The organism is Streptomyces sp. NRRL WC-3549 (genome assembly GCF_000721935.1).
In the GTDB taxonomy this organism is placed as follows: Bacteria; Actinomycetota; Actinomycetes; order Streptomycetales; family Streptomycetaceae; genus Streptomyces.
In genome coordinates this window covers 52,099-52,370 of sequence record NZ_KL585412.1, presented here as the reverse complement: position 1 = coordinate 52,370, position 272 = coordinate 52,099, and the positions used below count along the sequence as shown (strand labels likewise).

The following is a 272-nucleotide window of genomic DNA, read 5'->3' as shown; positions in this document are numbered from 1 at the left end:
GGGTAGCCGTACCCGGGGGCGGGCGCCGCGGCCGTGCCGGACAGCGCCGGGTGTCCCGCGTACGGCACCGGGGCGGGGCCCTGGTACCTCGGCGAGAAGTGCCGGATCTCCGCGTACAGGTAGTAGGCGATCGTGCCGCCGATGGAACAGAGCATCCAGGCCAGGAAGACGACGGCCTGCCCGTCCGTCAGCTCCGGCTGGTCCTCCGGGAGGCCGAGGAGGTAGACGAACATGCCCCCGCTGAGCACGACGGCTGTCTCTTATACACATCT

1 pseudogene is annotated in these 272 nt (G+C 70.2%); it reads right to left on the bottom strand.

Annotated features, from left to right (window positions below):
* Positions 1-248: pseudogene (locus tag IH13_RS37990) on the bottom strand (hypothetical protein); the annotation flags it as partial.
* Between the last annotated feature and the right edge of the window lie 24 nt (positions 249-272).